Here is a 23,001-nt window from a genome sequence, read left to right on the forward strand (position 1 = left end):
ACGTGCCCGTCGCTCCCATTCCCGCCTAGGATTGCCCCAGACATGAGTATCTCCAGCACCAAGCCCGACGCGCCCCGCCGCGGCCGCCCCGGCAACGATCGCGACGACGTCATTTCAGCGGCCGTGCGCCTGTTCAACGAGCACGGCTACGAGGCCACGACGATCGGCATGATCGCCGACCAGCTCGGTGTCTCGAAGTCGGCGATCTACCACCACGTGCGCAGCAAGGAAGAACTGCTCGCCGCCGCGCTCGACCATGCCATGGGCGCGCTCGAGGCCGTGCTCGACGACCCGCAGGCCGTGACCGGCGACGTTGTTGACCGGCTCGAGTTCGTCATGCGCGCCACCGTCACGGTACTAACAGGGGAGCTCGCCGAGGTGACCCTACTGCTGCGGCTGCGCGGCAACACCGAGCTCGAGCGCCGCGTGCTCGAGCGCCGACGCCACTTCGACCGCGCGGTCGCCCAACTGATGCAGGATGTGGCCGACGAAGAGAACATTCGCGCCGACATCGACCCTCGCGCGGCGACACGGCTCGTCTTCGGCATGATCAACTCGATCACCGAGTGGTACCGCACCGACGGCCCGCTCAACGGACAGGCCCTGGGCGACCTCGTCGTGCGGTTGGTCTTCCAGGGCCTGCGTGCGCGAAGCTCATAGCTTCGCATACGTCGCCTAGCCGAGCGCCTGTTCCTCGCGCTTCGCGACGAGGGTGAGCACGTCGTAGGTTGCGACGAGCTCGTCGTCTTGGTTGCGGAGCACCGCATCCCACACGACCTCGGCGTAGGCCTCGGTCTCACGCGGGGTGATGCGCTTCGCCGTGAGCTCGACGCGCACCGAGTCATCGACGCCGACCGGGGTGATGAACCGCAGCCGCTCCATGCCGTAGTTCGCGTAGACGGCGCTGCGACCGGGAGCGACAAAGAGGCCGGCTGCCCAGCTGATGAGCAGGTAGCCGTGCGCGACGATGCCTGGGAAGAACGGGTTCGCCTCGGCCGCCTCCGCATTGGTGTGTGCGTAGAAGATGTCGCCGGTCGTGTTCGCGAAATCGGTGATCTCCTGCAGCGTCGCCTGGCGCAGCTCCGACACGAACGCATCGCCGAGGCGCAGCGTCTCGAGCGACTTGCGGAACGGATGCACCGCCCCGTTCTCGCCCTCGGGCGTGCCGCCGTAGCTCGGCGCGCCGACACGCTGCTGGGCCGCGCCGGTGTGCCACTGGCCCGTCACCGCGGTGAGCAGATCGGGCGAGCCTTGGATCGCACTGCGCTGCATGTAGTGGAAGATCGAGCGCACGCCGCCGAGCTCTTCGCCGCCACCGGCGCGGCCCGGGCCGCCGTGCACGAGGTGCGGCATCGGCGAGCCGTGCCCGGTCGAGGTCTTCGCCGTCGTGCGGTTGAGCAGGTGCACGCGACCGTGGTAGCCCGCGATGCCGGTGGTCAGCGTGCGTGCCACCTCGGGGTCGTTCGTCGCGATCGTCGCAACGAGCGAGCCCGCGCCGAGCGCCGCGAGTTCGACGGCCTCGTCGAGCGTGTCGTAGCCCGTGACCGAGGTGACCGGCCCGAACGCCTCGGTCCCGTGGAGTGCCTCCGCGCGGTTGTCATCCCACTTAAGCACGACCGGCGACATGAAGGCCGCAGTGGCACCCTCATCGCGCTCGTTCGAGCCGTAGACGACTTCGCCGCCGCCCGAGATCAGGCGGTCGACCGCATCCTGCACGTCGTGCAGTTGCTCGAGCGACGCGAGCGCGCCCATCGTCGTACCCTCGGCGCGGGGGTCGCCCACGCGGACCTTCTCGTCGAGGCGCTGCGCGATCGCGTTGATGACCGGCTCGACAAGCGCGTTCGGCACAATCACGCGACGAATCGCGGTGCACTTCTGCCCCGCCTTCGCCTGCACCTCGGTCACCACAGAACGTACGAACGACTCGAATTCGGGCGAGTCGGCCGTCGCGTCGTCGCCGAGGATCGCCGCGTTGAGCGAGTCGGCCTCGGCGTTGAAGCGCAGGCCTCCCTCGGCAACGTTCGGGTGCTGTCGCAGCTTGTCAGCCGTCGACTTCGAGCCCGTGAAGGCGACGGAATCGCGGAAGTCGAGGTGGTCGAGCAGCTCACGCGCCGAGCCCGAGACGAGCTGCAGCGAACCGTCGGGCAGCAGCCCGGACTCGACCATGATGCGCACGCAGGCTTCGGTGATGTACCCCGTTGGCGTCGCGGGCTTCACGATCGACGGCACGCCCGCGATGAACGCCGGGGCGAACTTCTCGAGCATGCCCCAGACGGGGAAGTTAAAGGCGTTGATCTCGGCGGTGATGCCGGGCGTGCGGGCGTAGATGTGCTCGCCGACGAAGGAGCCGTCTTTCGACAGCTGCTCGAGCTGCCCGTCGATGACGACATTCGAGTTCGGCAGCTCGCGTCGTGCCTTCGAGCTCATCGTGAAGAGCACGCCGATACCGCCGTCGATGTCGATGAAGTTGTCGACCTTGGTCGAACCGCTGCGCATCGAGAGTTCGTAGAGCTCGGGTTTGCGCTCGGTGAGCAGCAGCGCGAGCTGCTTCAGGATCATCGCTCGCTGGTGAATCGTGAACGCGCCAAGCCCGGCCCGACCGACCGTGCGCGCGTACTCCACCACCTCGGCGAGGTCGAGGCCGTCGGTCGAGACCTGCGCGATCACGTCACCCGTCGCGGCATCCCGCACGAGCTGCCCGGCGGTTTCGCCGGACGGCGTCCACCATTCATCGCGCACGTAGCTCGGCACAAAGTCGATGGTGTTGCTGACCTGGGTCATGGTTGCTGTGTCCTCTCCGCGGCGGCGAGGGTGCCGACGCGCCTAATTCCAGTCGTAGAAGCCGCGGCCGCTCTTGCGGCCGAGTTCGCCGCGAGCCACCTTGTCGCGCAGCAGCTGCGGCGGGGCGAAGCGCTCGCCGAGGTGCTCGGCGAGGTACTCGGCGATGCCGAGGCGCACGTCGAGGCCAACGATGTCGGTCGTCTTCAGTGGCCCCTGCGGGTGCTTGTACCCGAGCTCCATCGCGGCGTCGATGTCCTCGGCGCTCGCGACGCCCTCCTCGACCATGCGGATGGCCTCGAGTGCAATCGCGACGCCGAGGCGCGACGAGGCGAAGCCGGGCGAGTCCCGCACAACGACCGGCGTCTTGCCGAGCGCGCGCACCCACTCGGGCGCCGCCTCGCGTAGCGCCGCCGACGTGGCCGAGGCGATAACGACCTCGATCAGCGTCGACGCGGGCACCGGGTTGAAGAAGTGCAGCCCGAGGAACTGCTCGGGACGCTTAAGTTCCGCCGCGAGGCTGTCGAGCGAGATCGACGAGGTGTTTGACGCGAGCGTCGCGTCGGCGCGCAGTTGCGCCTCGGCCGCGCGCAGCGCATCCCGCTTCACCGCGAAGTCTTCAAACACCGCCTCGACGACCAGGTCACGGTCGGCGAGCGCCGAGTAGTCGACCGCCGTGCGGAGCCGCGCGGCCGTGACCTCGGCGTCGAGCTCAAATCCACGCTGGATCGACTTCGCGACGCTCTCGACCACGCGATCGTGCGCCGCCGCAGCGGCGGCCTCATCGCGCTCAAGTACGACGACGTCGGCGCCGTTGATGAGGAACGCGTGGGCGATGCCGGCGCCCATGCGCCCGCCGCCGATGACGCCAACGCGGGCGGGAAGCACGGATGTGCTCATGACTTGCTCTCCTTGCTCTCGTTTTCGGCCGCACTGGCTGCTCGCTTCGCCTCGCGTCGGTCGAGGAAGGCCTGCATGCGCTCGAACTTCTGCTGCGATTCGAACAGCATGCCCTGGGCGAGCGTGTCGACGACCGGGTGGGCCTCACGAGGTAGGTGGAAGACCGACTTCGAGATGCGCACCGCGAGCGGGTCTTGCTTCACGATGCGGTCGGCCAGCACGTTCGCCGCGTCGAGCAGCGACGCGGCCTCGTGCACCTCGGTGATGAGATGGCAGGCGAGCGCTTCGTCAGCGCCGAGCTGACGTCCCGCGAGCAGGATCTCCTTCGCGAGTGGCTCCCCCACGAGTTCCTTGAGCCGCCAGGTGGCGCCCGCCGCGGCCATGATGCCGAGCGCGGTCTCGGGGTTGCCGAGCTTCACATTGGGGGTCGCGATGCGGAAGTCCGCCGCGTACGCGAGCTCCGCTCCGCCGCCCAGGGCGTAGCCCTCGATCGCGGCGATGACCGGCATCGGCAGCTTCGCGATGCGGTCGAAGATCGTCGAGTTGATGCCCGCGAGGGCGTCGTCGCGGCGACGCTCGCGCAGCTGCGCGATGTCGGCGCCCGAGGCAAAGATGCCGTTGGCGCCGGTGATGATGAGGATGCGTGGCTCGCGCTCGAGCTCGCCGCACAGGACGTGCAGCTCATCGACCATCTGCTGGTCGATCGCGTTGCGGGTGGGCGCGTGGTCGAGGGTCACGATGACGCGGTCGGCGGCAACGTCGACGCCAAGCCGTTCGAATGCGGCCGCGCGCGCGACGAGGTCGGAAATCGTCATGGAGGTGCTCCAGTTCTTCGATCGCGGGCGGCTACGGGCGCTCGAGCAGCACGGCGGTGCCCTGGCCAACGCCGATGCACATCGTGGCGAGGCCGCGGTCGGCCCCCTCCTGCTCCATGCGGTTCATGAGGGTCACGGTGATGCGGGCACCGGAGGAACCGAGCGGGTGACCGAGCGCGATCGCGCCACCGTTGCGATTCACCCGGCCTTGGTCGGCACCGAGTTCGCGCAGCGTGGCGAGCGATTGCGTAGCGAACGCCTCGTTGAGCTCGATCGCGCCCACCGAGTCGAGCGACCACCCAGCGCGGTCGAGGGCCTTGCGCGTCGCAGGCACCGGGCCGACTCCCATGATCTCGGGCGCTACACCGGCCGAGCCAGAGCCCGCAATGCGGGCGCGAGGCGTGAGGCCGAAGCGCTCGATCGCGCGGTCGGAGGCAATCACGAGCGCCGAGGCGCCATCATTGAGCGACGAAGAATTGCCGGCGGTGACCACGCCGCCTGGCCTCACCACCGGGCGAAGCCGGCTGAGGACCTCCAGCGTCGTGCCCGCGCGCGGCCCCTCGTCGGTGTCGACGACCGTCACGTTGCCCTTGCGGTCGCGCACCTCGACAGGCACGATCTCATTGTCGAAGCGGCCAGCTTCGATCGCCGCGAAGGCGTTCTCGTGCGAGCGCACCGCGAAGGCATCGGCGTCCTCGCGGCTGATGCCGAAGACCTCGGCGACTTCCTCGCCGGTCTCGGGCATCGAGAAGGTCATCTTGCCGTCGCGGGCGAGCTCGCCGTCGACGAAGCGGGGGTTCGGGAAGCGCCAGCCGATCGACGTGTCGTAGCTCTGGCCGGGCTTCGCCCAGGCGCTCCCCGGCTTTTCGACCACCCAGGGCGCGCGCGTCATCGACTCAACACCGCCCACGACGACGAGGTCGGCGTCGCCCGAGCGCACCATCTGAGACGCCGAAACTATCGAAGTCATGCCGGATGCGCAGAGCCGGTTGATCGTGAACCCCGGCACCTCCTGTGGCAGCCCCGCCAGCAGCCACGCCATGCGGGCGACGTTGCGGTTCTCCTCGCCAGCGCCGTTCGCATTGCCGAACACGACCTCGTCGACCGAGGTGGCATCGATGCCACTGCGGCGCACGACCTCGCCGATCACGAGTGCGGCCAGGTCGTCGGGACGGACCGAGGCGAGTGCCCCGCCGTAGCGCCCCACGGGGGTGCGGACGCCATCGATGATGTATGCCTCAGCCACTTGGCCAACTCCTTTGTTCACACACGTGCGGACTTCGCGGTTCACTTTACTGTATACGCCCTGCAGTATTTCGAGAGCGGCGAAACTCACGCGAAAACGAGGGCGGGCCCGAAGCAATTGCTTCGGGCCCGCCCTCGTTCTGCGGCGTTAGTGCAGTTCACCGTGGTGGTGTTTGCTTGCCTCGATCTCAGCCTTCGTGACCGGCTCGATGCGGTCGGCGAAGAACCAGCGCGACAGGCGCGCACGCAGCTTGCCCTGCTTCTTGCCATTTGCATCCGTGTAGGGCTGCACCGGCACGAAGTTGTCGTACTGCAGCTCGAACTGCTCGTCGTCGGTGAGGGGCACGTGGACTTCCTGGAACTCACCGTGCGGCAGGCGCACGACGCGGCCCGACTCGTGGCCGTGCAGCGCGAGGTTGCGGTCGGCCTTCTGCAACGCGATACACGCGCGGTGCACGACGAAGTAGACGATGAACGTTCCGATGATCAACCAGAACTGTAGGAAGTGGATGACGTGCTCCATCGCCATGTGGAAGTGCGTGGCGATGAGGTCGGACGACGCGGCCGCCCACATTGTGGCGTAGAAGCTGATCCACGCGGCGCCGAGCGCGGTGCGGAACGGCACGTTGCGCGGTCGGTCGAGCAGGTGGTGCTCGCGCTTGTCACCCGTGATCCACGACTCGATGAACGGGTACACGAACAGGCCGATGACGAACAGACCCATGAACGCGAACGGGATGAGGATCGCGAACGTGATCGTGTAGCTCGTGCCGATCGGAACCTCGAGGCCCGGCGGGATCAGTCGCAGCATGCCGTCACCGAAGCCGATGTACCAGTCAGGCTGCGTACCTGCCGAAACCGGCGACGGGTCGTACGGGCCATAGTTCCAAATCGGGTTGATCTGGAACGTCGACGCGATGAAGAAGATGAGGCCGAGCACGAGGAACATGAAGCCAACGGCCTTGCCCGCAAACACCGGGAGCACCGGGTTGCCGACGACGTTGCCCTCGGTCTTACCGGGGCCAGGCCACTGCGTGTGCTTGTTCACGACCATGAGCAGCAGGTGCAGCACGAGGAACACGATGAGCAAGGCCGGCAGCAGCATGATGTGCAGTGAGTAGAGGCGGCCGACGATCGCGTCGCCAGGGAACTCGCCGCCGAACAGCCAGAAGGAGATCCAGGTGCCGAGCACTGGAACGCCCTTAATCATGCCGTCGACGATGCGAAGACCGTTACCCGAGAGCAGGTCGTCAGGCAGCGAGTAGCCCGAGAAGCCCTCGAGCATCGCGATGACCCAGAGGACGAGGCCGATGACCCAGTTGAGTTCACGCGGCTTGCGGAACGCACCGGTGAAGTAGATGCGGGCCATGTGCAGCATGATCGACGCCACGAACAGCAGCGCCGCCCAGTGGTGCACCTGGCGCATGAGCAGACCACCGCGGACATCAAACGAGATGTCGAGCGTCGACGCCATGGCTGCCGACATACCCATGCCCTGCAGCGGCACGTACGAGCCTTCGTACTCGACGTGCGCCATCGACGGGTCGAAGAAGAAGGTGAGGAACGTGCCCGAGAGGAGGATCGCGATAAAGCTGTAGAGCGCGACCTCACCGAGCATGAACGACCAGTGGTCGGGGAAGATCTTGCGGCCGAGCTCCTTCACGGCGCCCGAGACGCTCGTGCGCTCGTCGAACCAGACGGCGGCCTTCGCGACCGCGCCGGTCTCGGCGGCAGGTGCCTTAAACGTTGTAGTCATGGCGACGCTCCCAGAAGGTCGGGCCGACAGGCTCGTGGAAGTCACTCTGAGCGACCAGGTAACCCTCGCTGTCAACGGTGATGGGCAGCTGCGGCAGCGGACGGCCCGCCGGGCCGAAGATGACGCGGCAGTGGTCAGTCACATCGAACTGCGACTGGTGGCAGGGGCACAGCAGGTGGTGGGTCTGCTGCTCGTAGAGCGCGACCGGGCAACCGACGTGAGTACAGACCTTCGAGTACGCGACGATGCCGTGGTACGACCAGTCCTTGCGGTCCTCGGCCTCGTTGAGGCTTTCCTCGGGCAGACGCATGAGCAACACGACGGCCTTTGCCTTCTCGTTGAGCATGCCGGGCTCGACCTCGAGCAGGCCGTCGGGGATCACGTGGAACGCGGACCCGATGGTGACCTCGGACGCCTTGATGGGCGTGCCGGTGGGGTCGCGCACGAGGCGCACACCGGTGTCCCAGAGCGTTTCGTGCATGAGTTCAACGGGCTTCGGGTTGTTCGCGTTGTAGAAGTCGCGCAGCATCACGATGCCGGGCAGCGGCAGCGCGAGCACCGAGGTGATGAGCGAGTTGCGCAGCAGCTTGCGACGGCTGAAGCCCGACTCCTCATCGGCTTGCTTGAAGATCTCGGCAACGCGCTTGTTGGTCGCCGGCGAGCCCCCCGTCTTGTGACGGGCCTCGGCCATCTCCTCGTCCTTCATCAGGTACTTCGACCACGCGACCGCGCCGAAGCCGATCGAGAGCATGCCGAAGGCAATGCCGAGGCCGACGAACATGTTGTTCCAGCGAACGCTCGTGATGTCTTCACGGTCGATCGGCCAGATGAAGTAGGCGAGCACCGCAAAAATCGTGGACGCGAGAGAGATCCAGAACAGCAGCGTGATGACGCGCGCCGTGTTCTTTTCCTTAGCGGAATCCGTGTCGGTCACCTTGTGGTGATGCGCCGGCAGACCCGGATTCTCGAGCGGCTCGGCGGGCTCTACGAGCGTGCCAGAGCTGACCTCACGGTCCGACGAATTGGCGGTGCGAAGCTCGCCGCCGTGTTCGTCTTCAGCCATGGTGATGCCTTTCTGGAGTGTGGAGGAGTAAAAACGTGACGAATCGAACGGCTAGTTAGGCCGCGAAGTGATCCAGATGGCAAAGCCGGTGGCAGCACCGAGGCCGAAGATCCAGATGAACAGACCCTCCGCGACGGGGCCGATCGACCCGAGGTTGTAGCCGCCGACCATCGAGGTGTTCTGCGTCATCCACTGAATCGAGGTGATGATGTCGGCCTTGTCCTGCGGCGTGAGGTTCGTGTCGCTGAAGACCGGCATGTTCTGCGGGCCTGTGACCATGGCCTCGTAGATGTGCTCGGGCGCGACCGTCTGCAGCTCGGGAGCGAACTTGCCCTCGGTGAGCGCACCGCCGCCAGCGGCGACGTTGTGGCACATGGCGCAGTTGATGCGGAAGAGTTCTGCACCGTTGGCGGCGTCGCCGTCACCCTGCAGGTACTCGTCGTCCGGAATCGCGGGGCCGGGGGCGAGCGATGCGACGTAGGCCGCGAGCTGCGCAGTCTCTTCGTCGGTGAACTGCACGGGCTTGGCGGGCGCCTGCGGCGCGTTGTTCTGCATCGGCATGCGGCCGGTGCCGACCTGGAAGTCGACGGCGGCGGCGCCGACACCGATCAAGCTCGGGCCTTCGGTGGTGCCAACCGCGTTCATACCGTGGCAGGTGGCGCAGTTCGAGTTGAACAGCTTCTCGCCGGCCTCGATGGTCTGCGCGCTGTTCATGTCGACCTCGCTGCCACCCTCGGCAGCGTTGGCCACGACGGTGTCAATGGCACCGTAGGCGCCACCCGTCAGCAGCAGGCCGATTCCCAGCAGGGCCGCGGTCGCGAGCGGGCTGCGACGTGCGCGCCCTCGTGACTTCCGCTTCGCGGCCGAGCGGTTCGTTGTGGTGAGAGACATGAGCGAACTTTCTCCTCGGCTCGGCTACTGAATGAACGGCAGGATGTAGATGACGAAGAACAGACCCACCCAGACGACATCAACGAAGTGCCAGTAGTAGGAGATCGCCATGGCGCTCTGCATCTCGCGCTTGCCCATCTTGCGGACGGCGTAGAGGCGCACGATCACGATGAGGAAGGCAAGAATGCCGCCCGTCACGTGCAGACCGTGGAAGCCCGTGGCCATGAAGAAGGCACTCGTGTACGAGTTCAGGTTGAGCACGTAGCCCTCGCTGACCAGCGTGGCGTACTCGAAGACCTGACCCGCGATGAAGATCGAACCGAGGATCGCGCTGAGGTAGAACCACTCAATGGTGGCCCAGCGACCGCCGTTGTCCTTGCGGCTGCGACGGCCAGCCTCAGCGTGCGAAACGCCGATCTGGCACGTGAACGAGCTCGAGATGAGGACGATCGTGTTGCCAACGGCGAAGGGGATGTTCAGCATGGCGTGCCCGGCATCGAACTGCGCCGGGGCCATGGCCTGAAGCGTGAAGAAGATGGCGAACAGGGCAGCGAAGAACATTACTTCGGAGCCAAGCCAGACGATCGTGCCAATCGCCACAGTATTGGGGCGATGGACCCGCGGTGCAGTCGGAGTGGGAGATGCAGAAGTCACATGACCATTATGACCGATTTCCCAGGTTCGCAAAGTTGACAGGCGGGGCGGCATTTCTTCGCCCGCTACTCTTTTTGTTATGACTTCGCTGCAAACATGGCCCGAAATGCTTGATTCCCTGCTTCGCGGCGAGGACCTCTCAGTTCGCCAGGCAACCTGGGCCATGGAAGAAGTCATGGCTGGCAACGTCACCGACGCTCGACTTGCCGCATGGCTGATCGCGCTGCGGGCCAAGGGCGAGACCGTCGAAGAGGTCATTGGCTTCCGGGATGCCATTCTCGCGAAGGCCGTGCCCACCAAGCTCCCCGCCTGGGGCGTCGACATTGTCGGCACCGGCGGCGACATGATCGGCACCGTCAACGTCTCGACGATGTCGTCGTTCGTGATCGCTGCCACCGGCACCCCTGTGCTCAAGCATGGCGGCCGCGCCGCCTCGGCGAAGTCAGGCGCCTCTGACGTGCTCACTGCGCTCGGCGCCGTGCACAGCACCGACGCCGAGGCCCTCGAGCAGATCTTCGCCGAGACGGGCCAGGCATTTCTCTACGCCTCACTGTTCCACCCGGGCTTCGGCTACGCGGGCAAGGTGCGCAAGGAGCTCGGTGTTCCGACCGTGTTCAACTCGCTCGGCCCGCTCTCGAACCCGACGCGAGCCGAGGCATCCGCCGTCGGCGTCGCCCGCCGCGAATCGATCCCCGTGATCGTCGGCGTGTTTCGCACGCGTGGCGCCGCCGCGCTCGTGTTCCGCGGCGACGACGGCCTCGACGAGCTTACCGTGACCGGCTACTCGCACATCTGGGAGGTCTCGGGCGGCGACGTCGCCGAGCATGACCTGCACCCCCGCGATGTGGGCCTCGGCACCTACGACCTCGAGGAGCTGCTCGGTGGCACGCCGGAGTTCAACGCCGAGATCGCCCGCGAGACGCTGCGCGGCGACCGCGCCGGCGCCGTGCGCGACATCGTGCTGCTCAACTCGGCTGCCGGTCTCGTCGCGTTCGACATCGCCAAGTCGCCCGAGTCGATCGAGCGCCCGATTCGGGATCGCCTCGCCGAAAAGATCGAGGTCGCGGCAGCGGCGATCGACAGCGGCAAGGCCATCGAACAGCTTGACCAATTCGTGGCCGCATCCCAGAAGTTCAACACCGAAGTTTGAGTACGGTAGAAGCCGTCCGCAGCACGCCAGTGCATCACCGCGAGGAGTAACTATGTCCGATCAGATCAGCCGCAGCGTCACCCTGAACAACGAAACCGGGCTGCACGCCCGCCCCGCCTCGGAATTCGTCAAGGAGGCCTCGAAGTACGACGCGAAGGTCACCGTCAACGGCGTTGACGCGAAGAGCCTCCTCGGCATCATGGCCATGGGCGCCACCAAGGGCACCGAGCTCGCCCTCGTCGCCGAGGGCCCCGAGGCCGAGGCCGCCGTGAATGGTCTCGTCGCGCTCGTTGAGTCGAACTTCGGCGAATAGTCGATGCCGCGAAACACCCCGGCGGGGGGCGCCGCAGCGCACGACGACGATGTTCGTGTGTTCGCCTCGGCGATTCGTGGCCCGGTGCGACCGACGGCGGTTGCAATCGGTGTCGACACCTTCCTCGCCTGGGGTGTTTCGTTTTTCCTCTTTCACTACGCCACCGAGACCGGCCGACAGAATCTGGCCGCCAGCGGTTTCCCGGCGCTCTTCGGCAGCTGGCTCATCGTCAGCGCGCTCGTGTCGCTCGGCTACGCGCTCGGCTACGTCGTGATGCGTTCGTTCGTGCCCGGCACGCAGGACTTCACCGAGGCGCGCGTGGCCCGCCTCTCGGCTGGCGACGCCGCCGCCGCGATGGCCGGCGGGTACGTCGTCGGGTTCATCCCCATGACTCTGACCGGCGACGTGCTGACGCTGCTCGCCTGGACTGCCATCGTCGGCATCCTCTTCAGCTTCGTCGCGATCCACCCCGGCAACGTCCGGCGCTTCCGCGACGCCGTGACCGCGGGCGAGATCGTGCGCGACCACTACGGCGACTAGCGCGGCTGAGCGCTACTCCCCCGCCGCATCCGGCTCTGGATGCGGATAGCTCGCGAACGCGCGCGCGAACTCGGCCCGCGCCGCCTCCGACACCGACTCGGCGAACGATTCGAGCAAGAACTCGCGGCCCGCCGCCCGCTGCTTCGCGCTCCAGGTGCCGAGAATCGCGCCGCGGCGGACCGCCGAGGGGCGAAAGACGCCGTTGTTGCCCGGCACGAGTCGGGCGTGGTGCTCCGCTGGCACGATGTAGTGGCGGTCGGGATACCCGAGTACCAATTCGTCGAACGGGGGCAGCAGGCGGCCAACGGCGAGCGTCTCGGCGCCGATTCGCTCGCGCTCCTCGCGCAGGCCGGCGCGACCCCACCGGGTCTCGCCCTCGAGCTCGCCGTACGCTTCGAGCTCGGAGGTGGCCTCGGACTCGGCGGCCCGGATGCGCCCAAGCGGCAGCTTCGTCCACCACGCGAAGTCGCGCAGCGTCGCCGGACCATGCCCGGTGAGGTACGCCCGAAGCCAGTGCTCGAGCGCGGCACGCTCGTCGCTGTTGAAACGCGCCTCGAGGGACGAACTGCCGGGCAGCCACTCGTGCGCGTCGACGAGCAGGTGGTCGCTGCCCCGCAGCGGCCCGTACGCGACGTCGCCCCGGGCCATGAGCGTGAACACGAGGTGGTAGAGCCGGCCGGAATCGGTCGGGATGTCGTTGGCCTCCCACGCCTCGCCGAGGGCCGCCCTGGTGATGGCTCGGTCGGGCGACGCCGCGATCGCCGCCCGGGCGAGCTCGGCCGCCTGCGGCACCAACTCATCGAGCCCGTGCTCGATCCGCCGTCGCTTGGCGGAGGCGAGCTGGCGGGGCCCGGTGAGTGCGAGCTGCCAGGCCAGGTCGTCGGCGGCGACGGCAAACACAGTTCCGCGCATCGGATAGCCGCGCACGATCTCGCCGCGAGCGAAGGCCGACACAACATCGGCGCGCGCCCCGCTCGTCGTGCGGAGTGCCAGGGAAGCAATGACACCGCCGAGGTGCTGGCCCTGGGACGCCGAGAGGTGTGCCGCGGCGGCGGCCGGAGTCGCGAAGGGCGCCGTGACGAACCCTTGGGCAATCATGCGCAGCTCGACGAGTTCGTTCGCGGTGACCATCACCCAATTATCGAGCATCCGCCTGAACCGAACGAAGCCCTGCAACCGTGAGATTGCAGGGCTCCGTTCAGCGAATCGCTAGTGCGCGTACTTGCCGCGGTAGAACTCGAACATCCAGCCGAGCAGACCGACGACCCCGATCGGGGCAAACCAGAAGACCGGCCACCAGCCGAAGCAGATCGACGCGAACACGGCAGCGATGGCCGCGGCAAGGATCACGGGCCACATGGAGTGGGGGGCGAACACGCCCAGCTCGGGGTCAGCCTCGCTGATTTCGGCCTCCTCGCGGTCCTCCGGCAGGAGGTTACGAGCGAATGGCTTGTTCTCGAGACCCATGTACCACGCGATGAACGCGGAGAAGAGGCTCATGAGTGCGAAGCCGATGATACCGACCCACTCTGCTTCCTTCTCGATAACCGCGGTCCACACGGTGTAACCGACGAACACTGCGAAGTAGAAGGCGGTGAGGCCCCACAGAATATTGCGTGTGGTTTTCATCTTGGACTAGTGCGCCTTTCCGCTCGCAACGGTGTCGGACTCCAGGTGGGCACCCGGCGCCGCGTACTCGGGGTGGTTGAGGTCGAACGCCGGACGCTCCGAACGGATGCGCGGGATCTCCGTGAAGTTGTGGCGCGGCGGCGGGCAGCTGGTCGCCCACTCGAGCGAGCCACCGTAGCCCCACGGGTCGTTGACCGTGACCTTCTTGCCGTTGCGGTGAGTCAGGTACACGTTGAGGAAGAACGGGATCATCGAGATCGCGAGCAAGATGGCGCCGATGGTCGAGACCTGGTTGGCCCACGTGAAGTTGTCCTCGGCCTGGTAGGTGTAGTAGCGACGGGGCATGCCGAGGACGCCGAGCCAGTGCTGCACGAGGAATGTGAGGTGGAAGCCGACGAACAGCAGCCAGAAGTGAACCTTGCCGAGGCCCTCGTTGAGCATCTTACCCGTCCACTTCGGCCACCAGAAGTAGAAGCCCGCGAACATCGCGAACACGACGGTACCGAAGATGACGTAGTGGAAGTGCGCGACCACGAAGTAGGTATCGGAGAGCGGGAAGTCGAGCATTGGCGACGCCAGGATAACGCCGGTGAGACCACCAAAGAGGAAGGTGACGAGAAAGCCGAGCGACCAGAGCATCGGTGTCTCGAACGTGATCGAACCGCGCCACATGGTGCCGAGCCAGTTGAAGATCTTCACACCCGTTGGCACAGCAATGAGCATGGTCATCAGCGAGAAGAACGGCAGGAGTACCGAACCAGTGACGTACATGTGGTGCGCCCACACCGAAGCCGACAGCGCGGCGATCGAAATGGTAGCGAGCACGAGCGTCTTGTAACCGAAGATCGGCTTGCGGCTGAACACCGGGAAGATTTCGGAGACGATACCGAAGAACGGCAGCGCAATGACGTACACCTCTGGGTGGCCGAAGAACCAGAACAGGTGCTGGTAGAGGATCGCACCGCCCAAATCCACGTCGTAGATATGGGTACCAAATACGCGGTCCATCAGCACGCCGAACCAGGCAACGGTGAGCACCGGGAAGGCGAACAGGATGAGGATCGAGGTGATGAGGGTGTTCCAAGTGAAGATCGGCATGCGCCACATGGTCATACCCGGCGCGCGCATCGTGACGATCGTCGTGATGAAGTTCACGGCACCAAAGATGGTGCCGTACCCCGTCAGGGCAAGGCCTGCGAGCCAGAGGCTGCCACCGACGCTCGGCGAGAACGTCGTCAGCGAAAGGGGCGTGTAGGCGGTCCAACCGAAGGCGGCCGCACCACCCGGGGTGAGGAAGCCCATCACGGCGGTGATCGCGCCGAAGGAGTAGAGCCAGTACGCGAAGGCGTTCAGGCGAGGGAAGGCAACGTCGGCCGTTCCGATCTGCAGCGGCAGCAGCACGTTGGCGAATCCCGAGAACAGCGGGGTCGCGAACATCAGCAGCATGATCGTGCCGTGCATCGTGAAGAGCTGGTTGTACTGATCCTTCGTCGCGATCATCTCCATGCCAGGGGCAAAGAGCTGCCCGCGGATGAGGAGCGCCATCACGCCACCAATGCAGAACCACACGACCGATGAGACAAGGTACATGTACCCGATCTTCTTGTGGTCGGTGGTGGTGAGGAGATCGATGATCAAATTGCCCTTGTTGCCCACCTTGCTCGGCGTCAAATCGGGCTCTGCGGCCTGCGGCGACTGCGCTGCCGCGGGTCTGTTCTGCGTAGTAGTCATTTCACCCTGCCCTAGAGATTATTCAGCTTCGTCTTGCTCGATGACCGGAACCTTGGTGCCAGGGTTCTGGTTGTTGCGGTTAGCCTCGTCGCCGACGGCACCGGTGTTGCCTTCGTCGCGCAGCGACTGGATGTACTCGTTGTACTCGGCCTGAGAGACGACCTCCACCTTGAAGAGCATCATCGAGTGGTACTCACCGCACAGCTCGGCACACTTACCGATGTACGTGCCTTCGCGCTCCGCAACCAGCGAGAAGTGGTTGGTCTTGCCCGGGATCGTGTCTTCCTTGTAGTGGAACTCCGGCACCCAGAAGGAGTGCGCAACGTCTCGGGACTTGAGGTCAATCGTCACCTGCGCGCCAACCGGCAGGTAGAGCGTGGGAAGCTCGTCCTCGTTGATTTCGCCGGTCGTGTCGCCATTCTCGTCGCGCACCTCTTCGGCCTGGACGCCCTGGTAGTAGACGTTGCCGTCGTACTCCGAACCATCAACGGGCAGGTAGTTGAAGTCCCACGCCCACTGCTTGCCGTACACCTCAATGTGTACGTCCATCTCACCCTCGGTGTAGACCTCTTCAGCGATGGCCTGGTCACGCGCGGTGAATGCGAAGAAGCCGGCAACCAAGATCACCGGCACGATCGTGAAGAGCATCTCGATCGGCATGTGATAGCGGATCTGTCGCGGCATGCCTGTGTCGTTCTTGCGGCGGCGGTAGACGACGGTCGCCCAGATGATGAGTCCCCAGACAAACACACCGAGGACAAGCAGCACGATCCACGAGTTCACCCAGAACGTCGAGACCATGTCGCCCAAGTCGCTTGTGCCAACTTCGCCGGGCATGAAGCCATTGAGCTCCTGGGCAGTACATCCGGCCAGCGTCACCGAGGCGAGGGCAGCAAGCGCCAGTGATGCCGCGATTTTCCGGTGGTTCTTCCGCACGTTGGACCTTTCGAGAAGATGCATACAGACAACTCCCAGTGTAGACCCTTCGCAACGGGCGGGCGGCCAGACACGGGTTCGCCACGGAAACGAACGGCGGGCCCGCACCGGTATCAGTACGGACCCGCCGTGCGCGGTTCTCAGGAGACTCAGTGGAACGAGTCACCGCAGGCGCAGCTGCCGCCCGCGTTCGGGTTGTCGATCGCGAAGCCCTGCTTTTCGATCGTGTCGGCGAAGTCGATCGATGCGCCATCGAGGTAGGGCGCGCTCATTTCGTCGACGATGAGTTCGACGCCGTCGAAGTCGACCGACGCATCGTTCGCCATCTCGCGCTCGTCAAAGTAAAGCTGGTAAATCAGCCCCGAGCATCCGCCCGGCTGCACCGCAACGCGCAGACGCAGGTCATCACGACCCTCCTGCGTGAGCAGCGACTTCACCTTGTCGGCGGCCGCCTGCGTGAGCGTCACGCCGTGCGTGTTTTCGGTGATGGTGATGCCATCGAGTACCTGTGTCATGTCTTCTCCTGCCCTCGCCGCGCCGTCACAGCGCCAGCGCTCTGACGTTCAGAACGTCGCTTCGAAAAATTCTATTCCCGTTCGACCGATCCGTCACCAAGCGGCGGATTCTCCGCGAGGTCGGCAAGGAACCACGCCTCGGTGAGGATCGCGCGGTGCAGCACGCCGAGATGCTGCGACTCGTTGGGCGAGTGCGCCCGGGTTGCTGGGTCCTCGACACCCGTCACGAGAATCTGCGAAGCCGGGAAGCGGTCGACCAGGTCGGCGATGAACGGGATTGACCCACCGATGCCCGAGAGCTGCGCGTCCGCGCCCCAGCATTCGGCCATCGCAGCGCGCATCCGCTCGACACCATCGCCGTCGACGTCGACGAGGAACGGCCGGCCGGTATTCAGCGAATCGAACTCGAGCTCGGCACCGAACGGCGCATTTGCCCGCAAGTGTGACTGCAGCGCCTCGGCCGCGGCCTCGGCGTCCGTGCCCGGAGCGATGCGAGCCGAGATACGCACGCGCACCTCGGGGATGAGCGTGTTCGAGGCGTTCGCGACGTCGGGCGCGTCGATGCCGGTGACGGTGACCGACGGCTGGTACCAGGTGCGCGCGAGCACGGGGCCGCTGCCGAGCAACTCACCGCCGATGACGCCCGCCTCCTCAACGAGCTGCGACGCCGGCATCTCTGGCACCTGCGCGTCGTGGCTATCGACACCTTCGACCGCGACCGAGCCGTCGGCGTTCCAGAGGGTGTCGAGCAAACGCACTGCCGCGAGCATCGCATCCGGTGCCGCGCCGCCGAACATGCCTGAGTGCGAGGCGTGACGCAGCGTGCGCACCGTGAGGTTGAAGGTGACATTGCCGCGCAGCGCGACGGTGAGCGATGGCACGTCGATTGCCGCGTTATCGCTGTCGGCGACGATGATGTAATCGGCGCCAAGCGCCTCGCGATGGGCATCGAGGAACTTCGTGAAGCTGCCCGAGCCGTTTTCCTCTTCGCCCTCGACGAAGATCGAAACGCCGAGCGGGAAGCGCTCGCCAGCGGCCTCCCAGAGGTCGTGCAATGTCTCGAGCGCGGCAACGTGCAGCAGCACGCCGGCCTTGTCGTCGCTGGCGCCGCGGCCGTAGAGCCGCTCCCCCACAAGCGTCGGCTCGTAGGCCGGGGTGTCCCAGAGCTCGTCGCGTCCGGGCGGCTGCACGTCGTGGTGGGCGTAGAGCAGCACGGTCGGCCAGCCCTCGCTCGCCTCGCGGCGAGCGATCACGCCCGGCTGCCCAGGCGTCTCGTCGTCGATGTCGTACTGGTGGATGCCCACCTCGTCGAACATGCCGGTACCCGCGAACAGCTCGCGCACGCGTTCGGCGCTCGAGCTCACGTGCTCGCGGTCGAACGCATCCCACGAAACCGAGGGGATGCGCACAAGGCGAGCGAGGCGGTCAATGGTGTTCGGCATACCGAGCTGCACGCGGTCGCGCAGCTGCTCGGCAAGTTCGGCTGGATCGAATTTGCTCATGCCGACCAGCCTAGGCCGTGCGCTAGCGCGTCGACTCGGTGTCGGGCTGGAAGTACGCGGCCCCGTCGAAGATCTGCTCAAGCTCGGTGTCAGAGGCGCCCGTGTGCACGGTCGAGTGGTCACCCGCGCCGCGAATCTCGACGAGCTCGCCAAGAATCGCCCGCGCGACCCGATCCCAGATACGGAACGAGAGCGCGTTCGTGTGCGGTCGCGCGAACGCGCCGCCCTGCGGCGTGCTCGTGCCGGGCCCCACTGCGTAGCGGCGGGGATGCACGCCACCGCCAGCGCGGATCAGCCGGCCGTCGCTGAGTCGCACATCAACGTAGCCACTTGGCGTCGAGCCGACGACCTGCTCGCGGCCCGCACCGGAGTCGATGAGATCGCGCAGCACCGCGGAATCGGTAGTGCGGATGCTCGGGTCGGGCAGCCACGCGTCGATGAGCGTGTCGCTGCGGCGTTCGCCGGACAGGCTCGGGCTCGTGGCCACGAACTGCCCCGTCTCACCGTCGGCGCGCACGTGCACGTCGGCACCGGCGAATTCGATCACGCCCGCCTCGCTCAGCGCGATGAGCTGCTCGATGCGCTCGCCGGGAGGGCCCGAGGCGATGTAGCTAAAAAACTTGTACCAGCGGCGCTGGAAGTCGTTGAGGTACGACTCGGGCTGCCAGTTGCGCGCCGTCGCGAGCTCGGCCACGGCGAGGTAGATCCGGAAGAGTGCCACGAACAGGCCGGTGTTTTCCGAGTAGCGGTGGTCGGTGCGGCGCAGCAGGTCGTTGCGCATGTGCTCGCGCACGCGCGCCTGCAGCTCGTCGGCGCTCTCGAAGCGTTCGCCAGCGAGTGGCCGGTCGAGCGCATCCACGTCGAGCCGGTCGGCAGCATCCGGCACCGCGCGCTCGACGAGCGCCCGGTAGTCCTCGCCGTGGAGGTCGAGTGCCTCGAGCCCCTCGAGGAACTCCGACCACGGCAGCGAGACGCGGCGGGGCGAGCCCGTGAACAGCTCGAGGTAATACCCGTGGTGCAGCTCACGTTCGATGTGCGGCCAGAGGTCACGGTAGAACTGCAGTTCGGCGACCGAGTCGGCGAGTTGCTGCGCGATCTCGGGCGTGAAGAAGCGCGGCTCGTAGTGGCTGCCGCGCAGCGGGGCGGCGACCTTCGAGCGATACGGCACGCCGCGACGCGAGCTCAGCAGCAGTTTCGGCTCGCGACCGCTCGGAACATACTGCAGCTCGCCGCGGTCGCGCACGAACTCGCCGCCACGGCCAAGGGTGAGCATGACGACGAGATCGATGGCAGCGAGGCCGAGTCCGCGCACGAGCACCTCGTCGCCGGGCGCAATGTCGCCGTAGTCGAGGTCGGCGGTGAACGCCGGCGCGTAGTACCGCGCCTGCTTCGCCTGCGCGAAGTCGGTGAAAAACTTCGCCTCACCGCTCACGTGCGAGCCAAGGTGGCCGAAGGTGTAGATGACGAGATCGGTCGTGAGTTCGTCGCCCGAGTCGAGTTCGACGACCTGCGCGCCGGTCTCGGTGTCGCTCACGCTCACCACGGCCGCTCGGTGCCACATCACCTTCGAGCCGGGCTGCAGGCGGTCGGCGCTGCGCTCGAGGCACCAGGTCATGTAGCGCTCGTGCAGGCGACGCGTTGGGAAGCTCTCGGGCCGCAGTCCGTCGAGCTCTGCCGCGAGCTCCGGGTCACGGTCAACGTCAATGTCGACGTCGGTGATGCGGCGGGTTCGCACGAGCTCGGCCCAGGCCGCCAGGTCGGGACCCGGCTCGATCGCTCCGTCGATCGTGCTTGAGTCGTCGGTGAACATCGTCACATCGCCGGCCATCGAGTTGAGCTTGAGCAGCCCCGACTGCTGGTCGCGCCAGATCCGCCCCGCGCCGGGTGGGTAGGGGTCGACGAGGTGGATGATCAGCGGCCGGTCATCGATCTCGGCCTGGTTCGCGGCGATTCGCTCGACGACGCCCGCAGCAGCCGGCCCGGCACCAACGAAGGTGATGCAGCGGGTCGGCTGGTGGGCGTCGCGGTCGACGAGACGGATCGCGCGATTGTGTCGGCTCATACTCGTTCCGGGGTCTCCAACGGTACAGAAGGTGCGGCCGCGCTGCCGAGCAGCTCGCGCAGGGTGGCGTTCTCAGGGTATTCGGTACGGTAGGCGCCGCGCTCCTGCAGGATCGGCACGACTCGGTCGACGAACTCAGCGAGGCCGTCGGGCACGATGTCGCCGACGAGGGTGAAGCCGTCGCAGGCGCGCTCGTCGACCCGGCGAATGATCTCGTCGGCGATCTGCTCGGGCGTGCCGATGAGGCTCGGGCGACCGTATTCGCGCACCGCGAGGTCGCGCAGGCTGAGACCCTCGGCCTCCGACTCGGCGCGCCAGCGGTTCACGAGCGCGGTGCGCTCCTCGACGTCGCCGTAGTGCGGCACACGGCCGGTCGCGTGCGTCGGCGGCACGGGGTCGAAGTCGGGCAGCGGGCCGTCGGGGTCGACGCCGCTCAGCTCACGCCCCCAGATCTGTTCCATGAAGTAGATCGCGTTCGGGCCGCTCACCTGCGCGTGCCGAATCGCCTGCGCGCGCTCCTGTGCCTCGGCCTCGGTGTCGCCGATCGCGAGCGTGATCGCCGGCAGAATCTTGAGGTCTTCGGCGTTGCGGCCGAAGTGCTCGAGTCGCTCGTCGAGGTCGGTGCGGAACTTCTGGCCCTCGGCGAATTCACCGAACATCGAGAACACGACGTCAACGTTGCGGGCCGCGATGTCGCGCCCCTCGCCCGAGGCGCCCGCCTGCACCAACAGCGGTCGGCCCTGCGGGCTCGCGGGGAGCGTCTGCGTCGCGGTGGCCTGGAAGTACCGGCTGTCGAGCGTCGTGGTCTCGCCGAGCTCGGTCTCCCAGAGCTGCTCGAGCGCGCTAATCATTTCCTGCGCGCGCAGATAGCGCTCGGGGTATGGCAGGTGATCGCCCTTGCGGAAGTTCGCTCCGGTGAAGGCGTTGGTCGTCGTGACGACGTTCCACCCCGCGCGGCCGTTCGACAGCACGTCGAGGCTGCGCAGCTGGCGCGCGAGGTCGACGGGTTCGTTGTACGTGGTGGTCAGCGTGCCGACGAGGCCGATGTGCTTCGTCACAGCGGCGAGCGCCGCGAGGATCGAGACCGTGTTCGGGCGGCCGAGCACGTCGAGGTCGAGGATCTCGCCGTTGCGCTCGCGCAGACGCAAACCCTCGGCGAGGAAGATGTAGTCCATGACGCCGCGCTCGGCGATTTCCGCGAAGCGACGGAACGACTCGAACTCGATCTGGCTGCCCGCATTCGGGTCGCTCCAGATGGTCTGCTGGTTGACGCCCGGGAAGTGTGCGGCGAAGTGGATCTGACGGTGCTGCTCGCTCATGCGGAGACCTCCTGGGTGCTGGCAGTGACGGCGGCCGCGTTCGCGGTGAACGGCGGGGTTGTCACGAAACGGTTGGCGGCGGGCGCGAGTCCGAGCCGCTCGCGCAGGTTGGCGCCCTCGGCGGGCTCGACCCCGGCGTCGCGCAGCTTCGGCAGTACCTCCGAGATGAACGCCTCGGTGTCGCGGTCGGTCACGAGGGGGCGCACGCGGATGCCGTCGATGCCGGCGTCGCGCAGTTCGAGGATGCGTGCGGCCACCTCATCGGCGGTGCCGGCAATCAGCGCGGCGTCGCTGGCGAGCTCACCGCCCGCGGCCTCAAGCTCGGCGAGGCGAGCCGCCGCGTCATCGGCGATGAGGATGTTGTAGTCGACCCAGACCTTGAGCGGGCTGCCCTGCCGGTCGACGGCGCTCGCGCCCTCGGCGAGCGACGCGAGAATCTCCTCGAGCGTGCCCTCGGTCTCGGGCGTGATGAGCACGACGTCGGCGGTCACCGCGGCGAAGCGGTACGGCGTGTGCGTGTGCGCGAGCGAGAACACCGGCGGCTGACCCTGCGGCGGGCGCGGCGTAATCGACGCGCCAAACACTGAGAAGTGCTCGCCCGTGAACTCGGGGTTGTGGATGCGCTCGCGGTCGATAAAGCGGCTCGTCGCGAGGTCGCGGATCTCCGCGTCGTCCTCCCACGAGTCCCAGAGCAGACGCACGACCTCGGCGAACTCGACGCCCTCGTTGAAGCGATCGGCGATGAGTCGCTCGAATTCCTGCGGGGGCAGCGCGCGGGCCTCGCGGATGTTGCCGAGTGTGTCCTCTCGACCGACCGCGGCGCTCTCGTCCGCGAAGCCACCGGTGCGCAGCCGCACGGCGGCGCGCCCCTCCGACGTGTAGTCGAGCGTTGCCACGGCGGTCGCGGTGTGGAACGGCTCGAGCAGCGAGGTCGTCGCGGCCGGCACGAGGCCGATGCGCGTCGTCTGCGGCGCAAGCCAGTTCGTCAGTATGAACGAGTCGAAACTCGCCGAGGTGCCGAGCGGCGCCAGCGAGTCTTCGATGGTGAGCACGTCGATGCCGGCCTCGTCGGCGCGCTGCGCGAGCTTGGCCCACGCGGCCGGGTCCTGCGGCGCGAAGCCGCCCACCGCATCCGCGCCGGCATGCCAGCCGGCTCCCTTGGCCGCGAGTCCGATCGAGAACTTGCTCGTCACTGTCATGCT

21 protein-coding genes are annotated in these 23,001 nt (G+C 66.7%); 4 read left to right on the top strand and 17 right to left on the bottom strand.

The window, feature by feature from the left end:
• The first annotated feature begins 42 nt into the window (after positions 1-42).
• On the top strand, positions 43-660 hold the full coding sequence (locus QM019_RS01380) for a TetR/AcrR family transcriptional regulator (protein ID WP_282851565.1): 618 nt from the start codon (positions 43-45) through the stop codon (positions 658-660).
• Positions 661-675: 15 nt separating this feature from the next.
• On the opposite strand, the gene paaZ is transcribed toward QM019_RS01380, so the two are convergent.
• From paaZ to ctaE, 8 genes are all read right to left on the bottom strand, one after another.
• Positions 676-2,781, bottom strand: a complete 2,106-nt coding sequence (gene paaZ, locus QM019_RS01385) for a phenylacetic acid degradation bifunctional protein PaaZ (RefSeq protein WP_282851566.1) — start codon at positions 2,779-2,781, stop codon at positions 676-678.
• A 42-nt stretch (positions 2,782-2,823) separates the two neighbouring features.
• On the bottom strand, positions 2,824-3,678 hold the full coding sequence (locus QM019_RS01390) for a 3-hydroxyacyl-CoA dehydrogenase family protein (RefSeq protein ID WP_282851567.1): 855 nt from the start codon (positions 3,676-3,678) through the stop codon (positions 2,824-2,826).
• Complete coding sequence (locus QM019_RS01395) at positions 3,675-4,493, bottom strand: enoyl-CoA hydratase/isomerase family protein (RefSeq protein ID WP_282851568.1); 819 nt, start codon at positions 4,491-4,493, stop codon at positions 3,675-3,677. Before QM019_RS01395 ends, QM019_RS01390 begins: the two co-directional genes overlap by 4 nt.
• Before the next feature lie 31 nt (positions 4,494-4,524).
• Positions 4,525-5,739: a thiolase family protein gene (locus QM019_RS01400; protein ID WP_282851569.1), complete on the bottom strand. Its 1,215-nt coding sequence runs from the start codon at positions 5,737-5,739 to the stop codon at positions 4,525-4,527.
• A gap of 147 nt (positions 5,740-5,886) precedes the next feature.
• Positions 5,887-7,494 carry a cytochrome bc1 complex cytochrome b subunit gene (qcrB, locus tag QM019_RS01405; protein WP_125105786.1) on the bottom strand — a complete coding sequence of 536 codons (1,608 nt, stop codon included), beginning with the start codon at positions 7,492-7,494 and terminating at the stop codon, positions 5,887-5,889.
• Positions 7,478-8,557: a cytochrome bc1 complex Rieske iron-sulfur subunit gene (gene qcrA, locus QM019_RS01410; protein ID WP_282851570.1), complete on the bottom strand. Its 1,080-nt coding sequence runs from the start codon at positions 8,555-8,557 to the stop codon at positions 7,478-7,480. The genes qcrB and qcrA overlap by 17 nt, the downstream gene beginning before the upstream one ends.
• Positions 8,558-8,608: 51 nt before the next feature.
• Positions 8,609-9,448, bottom strand: coding sequence for a cytochrome bc1 complex diheme cytochrome c subunit (gene qcrC / locus QM019_RS01415; protein WP_282851571.1), 840 nt, complete (start codon positions 9,446-9,448; stop codon positions 8,609-8,611).
• Between the two features lie 24 nt (positions 9,449-9,472).
• On the bottom strand, positions 9,473-10,156 hold the full coding sequence (gene ctaE / locus QM019_RS01420) for an aa3-type cytochrome oxidase subunit III (RefSeq protein ID WP_282851572.1): 684 nt from the start codon (positions 10,154-10,156) through the stop codon (positions 9,473-9,475).
• A 25-nt stretch (positions 10,157-10,181) separates the two neighbouring features.
• Between ctaE and trpD the strand changes: the two genes are divergently transcribed.
• From trpD to QM019_RS01435, 3 genes are read left to right on the top strand one after another with little or no spacing between them, the layout of a single operon-like run.
• Positions 10,182-11,252: an anthranilate phosphoribosyltransferase gene (gene trpD, locus QM019_RS01425; protein WP_282851573.1), complete on the top strand. Its 1,071-nt coding sequence runs from the start codon at positions 10,182-10,184 to the stop codon at positions 11,250-11,252.
• 52 nt (positions 11,253-11,304) lie between these two features.
• Complete coding sequence (locus QM019_RS01430; protein ID WP_193127766.1) at positions 11,305-11,565, top strand: HPr family phosphocarrier protein; 261 nt, start codon at positions 11,305-11,307, stop codon at positions 11,563-11,565.
• Positions 11,566-11,568: 3 nt separating this feature from the next.
• A complete protein-coding gene (locus QM019_RS01435; protein ID WP_282851574.1) occupies positions 11,569-12,105 on the top strand; it encodes a hypothetical protein in 537 nt (178 codons plus the stop codon).
• Positions 12,106-12,117: 12 nt separating this feature from the next.
• Here the strand turns inward: QM019_RS01435 and QM019_RS01440 are convergent, their stop codons facing one another.
• The 9 genes from QM019_RS01440 to QM019_RS01480 form a co-directional block, all read right to left on the bottom strand.
• A complete protein-coding gene (locus tag QM019_RS01440; RefSeq protein WP_282851575.1) occupies positions 12,118-13,254 on the bottom strand; it encodes a winged helix DNA-binding domain-containing protein in 1,137 nt (378 codons plus the stop codon).
• A 60-nt stretch (positions 13,255-13,314) separates the two neighbouring features.
• Positions 13,315-13,734 (bottom strand): aa3-type cytochrome oxidase subunit IV, encoded by a 420-nt coding sequence (gene ctaF, locus QM019_RS01445; RefSeq protein ID WP_282851576.1) that lies wholly within the window; start codon positions 13,732-13,734, stop codon positions 13,315-13,317.
• A 6-nt stretch (positions 13,735-13,740) separates the two neighbouring features.
• A complete protein-coding gene (ctaD, locus tag QM019_RS01450) occupies positions 13,741-15,465 on the bottom strand; it encodes an aa3-type cytochrome oxidase subunit I (protein WP_282851577.1) in 1,725 nt (574 codons plus the stop codon).
• A gap of 18 nt (positions 15,466-15,483) precedes the next feature.
• Complete coding sequence (gene ctaC / locus QM019_RS01455) at positions 15,484-16,401, bottom strand: aa3-type cytochrome oxidase subunit II (protein WP_282851578.1); 918 nt, start codon at positions 16,399-16,401, stop codon at positions 15,484-15,486.
• A 149-nt stretch (positions 16,402-16,550) separates the two neighbouring features.
• The gene (gene erpA, locus QM019_RS01460; RefSeq protein ID WP_125105776.1) at positions 16,551-16,916 is read right to left on the bottom strand and encodes an iron-sulfur cluster insertion protein ErpA; all 366 of its coding nucleotides are present in this window, start codon (positions 16,914-16,916) and stop codon (positions 16,551-16,553) included.
• Positions 16,917-16,987: 71 nt separating this feature from the next.
• Positions 16,988-18,418: a dipeptidase gene (locus QM019_RS01465; RefSeq protein WP_282851579.1), complete on the bottom strand. Its 1,431-nt coding sequence runs from the start codon at positions 18,416-18,418 to the stop codon at positions 16,988-16,990.
• Positions 18,419-18,440: 22 nt separating this feature from the next.
• Positions 18,441-20,480 (bottom strand): FAD/NAD(P)-binding protein, encoded by a 2,040-nt coding sequence (locus QM019_RS01470; RefSeq protein WP_282851580.1) that lies wholly within the window; start codon positions 20,478-20,480, stop codon positions 18,441-18,443.
• Positions 20,477-21,799 carry an LLM class flavin-dependent oxidoreductase gene (locus QM019_RS01475; RefSeq protein WP_282851581.1) on the bottom strand — a complete coding sequence of 441 codons (1,323 nt, stop codon included), beginning with the start codon at positions 21,797-21,799 and terminating at the stop codon, positions 20,477-20,479. Before QM019_RS01475 ends, QM019_RS01470 begins: the two co-directional genes overlap by 4 nt.
• Complete coding sequence (locus QM019_RS01480) at positions 21,796-22,992, bottom strand: LLM class flavin-dependent oxidoreductase (RefSeq protein WP_282851582.1); 1,197 nt, start codon at positions 22,990-22,992, stop codon at positions 21,796-21,798. Before QM019_RS01480 ends, QM019_RS01475 begins: the two co-directional genes overlap by 4 nt.
• Between the last annotated feature and the right edge of the window lie 9 nt (positions 22,993-23,001).

The organism is Gulosibacter sediminis (assembly GCF_030011715.1).
Classification (GTDB): Bacteria; Actinomycetota; Actinomycetes; order Actinomycetales; family Microbacteriaceae; genus Gulosibacter; species Gulosibacter sediminis.